Raw genomic sequence first — 7,501 nt, forward strand, 5'->3', positions numbered from 1 at the left:
ATTGAGAATGTAAAATCTACCAGCGCAAGCAGTGTGAATGGTGAAGGACCTTCACTGGCGCTAAGTTTAAGGAGAGGGCGACTGCCCGGTTTTTAGATTATGAGAAGGATTTATTTTTTCCTGATACTTGCTGTCCTGATCTCTTTCGGCTGCTCCAAAGAAGTTAAAAAGCCGTCAGAAGATTCACAATTGGCGTCGGAGGCAGTGAACAAGATCGAAGCCATAAAAACAGCGTACCAGGAAAAGGACGCCGCGATCTTGCAGCAGCAGTTGGATGCCGGACTTTCTGAAGACATTTTAAGAGAACTTTCATTTGAAAAAGCTGAATTGTCTTTTACCCCGAGATTTGTGAGTATAAAGAGTGATTCCGTTATAATTAATTTAAGCTGGCAGGGATCATGGCTTATTAAAGAAAAGAAGCTTGAAAACAGGGGCACGGCTAATTTAGTATTACATAGAGACACAATGAAGTTGACGCAAATAGAGGGTGATAACCCTTTTCACTTACCTTAACTATAAATGCCGAAGTGGCGGAACTGGCAGACGCGCTAGGTTCAGGGTCTAGTGGTCGAAAGGCTGTGCGGGTTCAAATCCCGCCTTCGGCACCATCTTCAACACACTCATTCCATATAAGTCCACTTTCAGGTCAGCTGCTGATTTTAAATCGTAACGCGTGATGCGTAAAGCGTAATGGCGCTTTTAACTCTATGCTCTCTGCCCTCTGCGGCGCTTGCGGGCGGCTGAAAATGTGATAACATTTCACTATAGAGAATGGACAAACCCAAGTAAGGAGGACACGATGTATAAGATAGCAGTTGTTATTACATTGATATTGTTAGCGGCAAGCCAGTCTCACGCAGGCGCGAAGGTCCAGGGTCAGGCCGTCGATTACAGCGACAACGGCGTGGTGATGAAAGGGTACCTCGCGTATGATGAAAATATAAAAGGAAAACGCCCGGGCGTGCTGGTTGTCCATGAGTGGTGGGGGCATAACGAATACGCCCGCAAGCGCGCGCGGATGCTCGCTGAACTCGGATACACAGCCCTCGCAGTTGATATGTACGGTGACGGCAAGCAGGCAATGCATCCAGATGACGCCGGGAAATTTTCATCAGAGCTGATGAAGAACTTCGACACCGCGAAGTCGCGGTTCACCGCAGCCATGAACTTTCTCAAGCAGCAGCCGACGGTTGATCCCGAACGCATCGCCGCTATCGGATACTGTTTCGGCGGAGGCATTGTGCTGAACATGGCGCGGCAGGGCATAGAACTTAAAGGTGTTGCAAGCTTTCATGGAGGTTTGACAGCGGTAAAGCCCGCGGGGCCCGGCGCAGTAAAGGCAAAGATACTGGTGCTTCACGGCGCTGACGATAAGTTTACTACGCCTGAACAGATAGACGCCTTCAAAAAAGAGATGAAGGCCGCTGGGGCCGACTCCAAATTCATCTCATACCCGGGCGCAATGCACAGCTTTACAAATCCCGATGCTGATATGTATGCAAAGAAGTTCAATCTGCCGTTAGGATACAACGCCGAAGCGGACAAAAAATCATGGAGTGAGCTGAAGAAGTTCCTCAAAGCTATCTTCAAGAAATAGGGGTGCGTCATTAATATGAAAAGTCCGAAGATCTTAACAATAATTTTAATTATCTCATGCGTAACAGTTTTTTATGCTTGTGCTACCGGAAGATATATGGGCACAGGCCCCGCCACGACTGAGGAGATACAGGGGACATACACCCTTTTGCTTCATGGCAACAGGTACAGCGATGATGTTGAGAACGTGGCGGTCCTTGATAAAGAGGGAGACCGGTACACCTTCGAGATATACGCGCCTGAATACGATTACACAGTTAAGAAAGGCCTGCCTGCAAAAGAGGCCCTTGAGGAAGCGGAAAGGTTCGTCAGATTCAACAGCGCTTTTATGCGCTCCAGGCTGAGCAGGATTGTTGATAACGAAGGCAATACCATCGGATATGAATTGAGGCCGCTATATCACCTGTTCGAATTCGGGCAATCAGATGTGCTTTATATTAATTACCTGCTGAGAGATAACAGGGTGCTTACCATAATAAGACAGAAAGAGTATTCAAGAGACAGGGAGCCGTCCCTTTTCAGGGACTCAATGGACAGATGAATAATTTAAAGACAGGATAGTGACGAGTGACGCGTAACGGGAAGAGACAAAAATCATTGATCTTCACTCGTTCTGAATAAAGCTCATCAGATATTCTTTGAACTTGCTTGGCAGGAGCCATCTAATCCCCAGCTTCTCGGCCCATTTTATTGCGCCGTGATCGACGGTGACAAGGAGCGCGTCGAGCTCTTTTGCCAGCAATATCAAATCCACGTCTTCCTTGCTGTCGATTATTCCCTCGCGCAGGGCCTCCCTGTAGTTTTTCCTCATGGCCTGTATGACTTCGCGTTCATCGCTTTTGCCCGCGGTCCTAACGGCCTTCTCTGCGATCCTTAAGCCTTTGTTAACGCGCTCTCTTATATCTTCGATGAGCTCGTACAGGAAAAAGGCGGGGCAGGTCAGTTCATGCTTGCTCGGGGATTTTTGATGAAGCACGGCAAGAAGCGCTCCGGGGATCTCTTTTTCATTCACGAAATTCAGGAGCTCCTGAAAGATGGAAGAGGGCATGTAGAATTCGAGCGAGGGGATCTGCTCCGCTATCTGGAGAAATCCATTTATTGCCTCTGTAGGCGAATCGCCGAAATCATTGCGGACTTCTGGATTTACAAAAAGGCTTGTATCAAGAACTACTCTGTCTTTTCTTTGTCTTGCAGACTTCATATGTATTCAGGACGAAGGTGTTCCAGGTCTTGCATGAAGGGCATCTCCCGGCCCAGTCTTTAGAGGTGTACCCGCAGTTTGAGCAGCAAAAAGGCACAAGCAGAGGCTTGTCAACTTTCAGGGCTTTCTTGAATTCCTCGGCGGCCTTTTCCGCCCGGGATCGTCTCAGGTAAATATTGCCTAAAAGGATGTGCAGGTCGGGAAAATCAAATGCGCTGGTATCAAGCGCGTTGATCGTCTCAAAGGCGTAATCTATCATCTCAAGGCGGTAATAAAGTTTTGCAAGGAAGAACTGGAGCTTCAGGTCACGCGGGTCTTTCTGCACCGCCTTTTGGTAGAGATCGATTATCGTGCCCGGCTCTCCCATTGATATGAAAAAGTCTTCCAGGCGCACAAGCAGGACCAATGAAGAGGTCGTTTCATATCCCTTCAGCAGAAGCTCCTGCGCCTCATCCGTATTGCCGTCTTTTAAATACGCTTCCGCGAGAGCAATGTACGCGGAGGCAAAGTCCTTGTCCGCCTTGATAACGGACTTTAATATCTTTACAGCCTTTTCAGTATTATTGGTTTCAAGGTAATGGCATCCAAGTTCGTACCTGTAGCCTAAATGTTTTTTGTGCTCTTCCTGTTCTTCCTCGGGAGAGAGGTCGCATTTAAGCACCTTGTGCTGGACCTCTAAAACATCTTCCCATTTTTTGTCTCTCTCGTATATGTCACGTTTCCTGTAAAGGATCTCGGGATTCTCTTCGTCGATCTCAAGGATGGTGTCAAGATATTTCAGGGCCTCATTCCATTTCTGCTGCCCCTCAAAGACCTTTTCAAGCGAGAGCAATACCTCAACGCTCCGGGGTTTTATTTCCTTGGCCCTTGTGTAAAAATCCTTTGCCTTGAAATAATCTTCCTCATATATCGCGATGTCACCAAGCCTGAGCAGTGCGTTAACGTTGTACGGGTCTTCTTCAACAACTTTCGTGAAAAGCTCCTCCGCCTCTTCGTACCTGCAGGCAAAGAAGGCGTCGAGCCCCCTTGTGTAGGATTCCTGGATCTTCAATTCCTTCTTCTGGCGGCGGTTGAACTGCCAGTTGCTGAAGAACCGCCTGGCGTCCCTGATGGAAAAGACAACGAACATGGCGAAGATGCCGGCCGCGGTGGAGATCAGTATAAGGCCGATGACCGGGACTTCATAAGTAACGCCCTGCCAGACCGTAAGGTTGACCGTGTCCTTGTTAAAGAACGCCAGTATGCCCACTACAAGCAGGAACATGATCGTCAGGAATACTGAAAACTTTGCCATGTTATTTCTTGTGCTCCTCTACCGGAATTCTCGGCGCGTCTATCCAGAGCTTTTCCAACTCGTAATAATCCCTGGTCTCATCATCAAAGATATTAATTATTATATCGCCGTAATCTATCAGGACCCACCGGGCGAAATCCAGCCCCTCTTTTCCGAGAGGGAAGATATTCTGTTTTGAAAAATTCTCCTGTATGGCTTCCGCTATCGCCCTGATCTGCGACGTATTATCTCCCGAACAGATCACAAAATAATCTGCAATCGTTGAAAGGTCTTTTAATTCGAGGATGATCGTGTCTTTGGCTTTTTTGTCGAGGGCCGTCTCCGCGGCCCTGACCGCCCTTTTCTTGCTGTTGCTAATTAAAGGAATCTCCTTTTCTTTCCGTAACGCGTGACGAGTAATACGTAATGTGTTAAAACCGGAAATAGGGACTCGTTACTTATCACGCATTACCCATTACGTATATATAATTCATGTGAAATTATATAGTTTTCTACGGAATCAGGCAAGAGGTACTTAATATTTTTACCGGACGCAACCAGATTTCTTACGCGGGACGCTGAAATTTCAAGCCCCGTGACATTGCACAGGGACCCTTTCTGTTTCCCGGAGATGTCAAAAGAAAAGCAGTCCCTTGTCCCCTTATCAAGCTCCTTCAGTATCTTCACGGGAACATTTTTGAGATACGGGGATGATGAAAGGGCCGCAAACGCGTGGGACGGTCTTGATATAACGACCAGGTTTGTAAGATCGAGAAGCGTGCCGGGCTGCTTCCAGTGAGGCAGGTCCAGGAACGCGTCAATACCCAGGATGAAAAACAACTCCGCGTTCTTGTGCCTGAGCTTCAATTTGCTGATAGTGTCGACAGTAAATGACTTGCCGGGAGATCTTGCCTCTATGTTAGACACATCAAAACGGGGATTGCCCGCGATGGCGAGCTTTACCATTTTATAACGGTGAGCGGCCTTGATGAGATCGGGTTTTACAAACGGCGTCTGGCCCGCCGGTATAAAGAGTATCCTGTCGAGCGAAAGCTTCTCAAAGATCTCCTCCGCGGTCCTCAGATGTCCGTAATGTATGGGGTTGAACGTCCCGCCGTAGATGCCGAGTTTCATGGTACATTGTTTCATGGTACATTGAAGTATACAGAAGGAAGAGATTTTTCGGCAATACGGGGAGCGGGGTTACGTCATTGCCGGTTAATTTGAAATTAAGTCAGAATTTATTTCCTGATCTTCTGCCTTTTGTTCTTCTGCACTATTGTACTTTTGCACTTTGGAACTTTTCTTAGCCCTTGACAACCGGAGGCCTTATAAGTGTTAGATTGCCTATACTGCAATTGCCTCAACCATCTTCCAACCTTTAGACTCTTGAGATGCATGCCATAAGTCATAATTCTGCTGAAGGTTGAGCCATAATTCCGGTGTCGTTTTGAATGCCTTAGACAGACGTAAAGCCATATCCGGTGTTACAGAACCGCGCTCGTTTACAATCTTTGATAATGTCTTTCTTGAGACCCCAAGAATCTCAGCAAGCTCTGAAACCGTTAAAGATAATGGCTCCATGTAGTGCCTTCTCAAAATGCCTCCCGGATGTGTTGGTGGTCTTTTTCTTGTTCTCATGTTGTCACCTTCCTAATGATAGTCAATGTAATTAACATCGTAAGCATTGGCTTCTTTAAAACTGAAAATTACTCTCCAGTTGCCTGAAACCCTTACTGCCCATAATCCTTTCATCTTCCCTTTGAGCTGATGCAGGTCTGATCCTGGGTATTTCATATCAGTTACATCTTTTGCGGCATCAAGCCTATCAAGTATGTCACCTAATTTTTGAGCGTGTTGTGCTTGAATACCTTTCTTAGTTCCATTGTAGAAATAGTTCTCCAGACCTTTATGTTCAAAGCTCTTAATCACAATTACAGTGTAACCTATGGAGTTACGCTTGTCAATCCGAGCAATCTAACGACTGACGAGTGCCACAGTAAGGAGTTAAAAAGCATAAAGACGATTTGCAAATCTTAAACCATCGCTCATCCGAAAAAGTGACCTGTGGTACTCGTTCACGTCCATCTGGTTGTTATCTGCTATTCTTAATTAGAATGTGCATATTTCAAAAAATGATTAGTAAAATCATGATAAAGAATATGCACCTTATTATTCGAATCAATGGCTATGGAACTCCATCCTCCGACATCCCCTGTACTTTCAACAATTGAAGTAACCCAAGAATAAGCACCGGTTCCTTTTGCATATTTAAGGTCTCCATTAGTTACATCGTAATAACTGATATGAAAATTATTATTTGAGTCAATGGCTAGCGATGTATCTCGACCAACATCTCCTATACTGTCTACCGTATAAGGGGAAAGAACACCAGAATACCCCATAGATTTAAGGTCTCCATTGGTTGCGTCGTAATAAGCTACTTCCACAGGTGTAAATGAACCAGATGAGTAGACTACTAAGGAGCTGTATTGTCCAACATCTCCGGTACCATCCAGATCATTTTCCACCCAGGAACCGGAGGTATTTGTATAATATTCAAGCCATTTAAATGTCGCATTGTAGCAACTGATATGAATCTTATTGTTTGAATCAATTGCTATGGATGTATATTGTCCTGTATTATCAAAGCCGCTGGAATAAAGATTAATTTTGGAAGTAACCCAAGAACCGGAGGCATTTGTTGCATATTTGAGGTCTCCATTTGTTACATCGTAATAACTGATATGTACCTTATTATTTGAATCAATTGCTATGGATGTATAACGCCCAACATCTCCAACACCATCAAGGACAGAAATAATCCAAGAGCCCGATGCATCTGTTGCATATTTCAAATCTTTATTAAAGAAGTCATAGTAACTTACGTGTACCTTATTGTTTGAATCCACTGCGATGGAAATGTCCCACTCACCATTTCCTGAACTATCTATGGTTGAAATAACGAAAGAACCTGAAGCATTTGTTGCATATCTGAGAATATTACCATCGTCTTTTTCATAGGCTATATGCACATTATTTGATGAGTCGATGGCTATTGCTCCATCATATCCCGTTGCTTCTATGTTAGTAGTAGTCCATGAAATAGGTGTTTGACTTGGAGGATTATCATTACTGCTGCTCCCTCCTCCGCCTCCACCTCCGCATCCTATAAAACCCACCACAAGCAATGTAGGAAATATTAGCGTTGCCAAACTTCTCAGTAAAATTATCATGATACTGCCCTCCTTTTTTACCATGGCTAAGTTGTTCTTAACTTTTCAAAACAGATAACGATATCTATACTACGCAGCAGGAAAAGTAAAAAGGACCGGGAAATTGCTAAGTGAGTAATTATAAACTTCCCCATGGTTGTTTGTCACGAAAATAATTCAAAAGGAGGGAAGTTATGAAGTACAGGAGCTACAAGA

The 7,501-nt window shown here is 45.1% G+C and carries 10 protein-coding genes and 1 tRNA gene; 4 read left to right on the forward strand and 7 right to left on the reverse strand.

The features are described 5' to 3' along the window. Positions 1-99 precede the first annotated feature (99 nt). From HZB61_13620 to HZB61_13635, 4 genes are all read left to right on the forward strand, one after another. Positions 100-513, forward strand: a complete 414-nt coding sequence (locus tag HZB61_13620; GenBank protein MBI5057648.1) for a hypothetical protein — start codon at positions 100-102, stop codon at positions 511-513. A gap of 8 nt (positions 514-521) precedes the next feature. Next, a tRNA-Leu gene (locus tag HZB61_13625) sits at positions 522-608 on the forward strand. A 191-nt stretch (positions 609-799) separates the two neighbouring features. Further along, positions 800-1,597 carry a dienelactone hydrolase family protein gene (locus tag HZB61_13630; protein ID MBI5057649.1) on the forward strand — a complete coding sequence of 266 codons (798 nt, stop codon included), beginning with the start codon at positions 800-802 and terminating at the stop codon, positions 1,595-1,597. Between the two features lie 15 nt (positions 1,598-1,612). Next, the gene (locus tag HZB61_13635) at positions 1,613-2,137 is read left to right on the forward strand and encodes a hypothetical protein (GenBank protein MBI5057650.1); all 525 of its coding nucleotides are present in this window, start codon (positions 1,613-1,615) and stop codon (positions 2,135-2,137) included. Between the two features lie 63 nt (positions 2,138-2,200). On the opposite strand, the gene HZB61_13640 is transcribed toward HZB61_13635, so the two are convergent. The 7 genes from HZB61_13640 to HZB61_13670 form a co-directional block, all read right to left on the reverse strand. Further along, complete coding sequence (locus tag HZB61_13640; protein MBI5057651.1) at positions 2,201-2,797, reverse strand: RNA ligase partner protein; 597 nt, start codon at positions 2,795-2,797, stop codon at positions 2,201-2,203. Further along, positions 2,757-4,091: a tetratricopeptide repeat protein gene (locus tag HZB61_13645; GenBank protein ID MBI5057652.1), complete on the reverse strand. Its 1,335-nt coding sequence runs from the start codon at positions 4,089-4,091 to the stop codon at positions 2,757-2,759. Before HZB61_13645 ends, HZB61_13640 begins: the two co-directional genes overlap by 41 nt. A gap of 1 nt (position 4,092) precedes the next feature. Continuing rightward, entirely contained in the window at positions 4,093-4,449 is a 357-nt protein-coding gene (rsfS, locus tag HZB61_13650) for a ribosome silencing factor (protein ID MBI5057653.1), read from the reverse strand. An 89-nt stretch (positions 4,450-4,538) separates the two neighbouring features. Continuing rightward, the gene (gene nadD / locus HZB61_13655; GenBank protein MBI5057654.1) at positions 4,539-5,204 is read right to left on the reverse strand and encodes a nicotinate (nicotinamide) nucleotide adenylyltransferase; all 666 of its coding nucleotides are present in this window, start codon (positions 5,202-5,204) and stop codon (positions 4,539-4,541) included. 213 nt (positions 5,205-5,417) lie between these two features. Beyond that, positions 5,418-5,711, reverse strand: coding sequence for a HigA family addiction module antidote protein (locus HZB61_13660; protein MBI5057655.1), 294 nt, complete (start codon positions 5,709-5,711; stop codon positions 5,418-5,420). 12 nt (positions 5,712-5,723) lie between these two features. Further along, a complete protein-coding gene (locus HZB61_13665; protein MBI5057656.1) occupies positions 5,724-6,002 on the reverse strand; it encodes a type II toxin-antitoxin system RelE/ParE family toxin in 279 nt (92 codons plus the stop codon). Between the two features lie 176 nt (positions 6,003-6,178). After that, positions 6,179-7,306, reverse strand: a complete 1,128-nt coding sequence (locus HZB61_13670; GenBank protein MBI5057657.1) for a hypothetical protein — start codon at positions 7,304-7,306, stop codon at positions 6,179-6,181. Between the last annotated feature and the right edge of the window lie 195 nt (positions 7,307-7,501).

The organism is Nitrospirota bacterium (genome assembly GCA_016214845.1).
GTDB lineage: Bacteria > Nitrospirota > Thermodesulfovibrionia > UBA6902 > UBA6902 > SURF-23.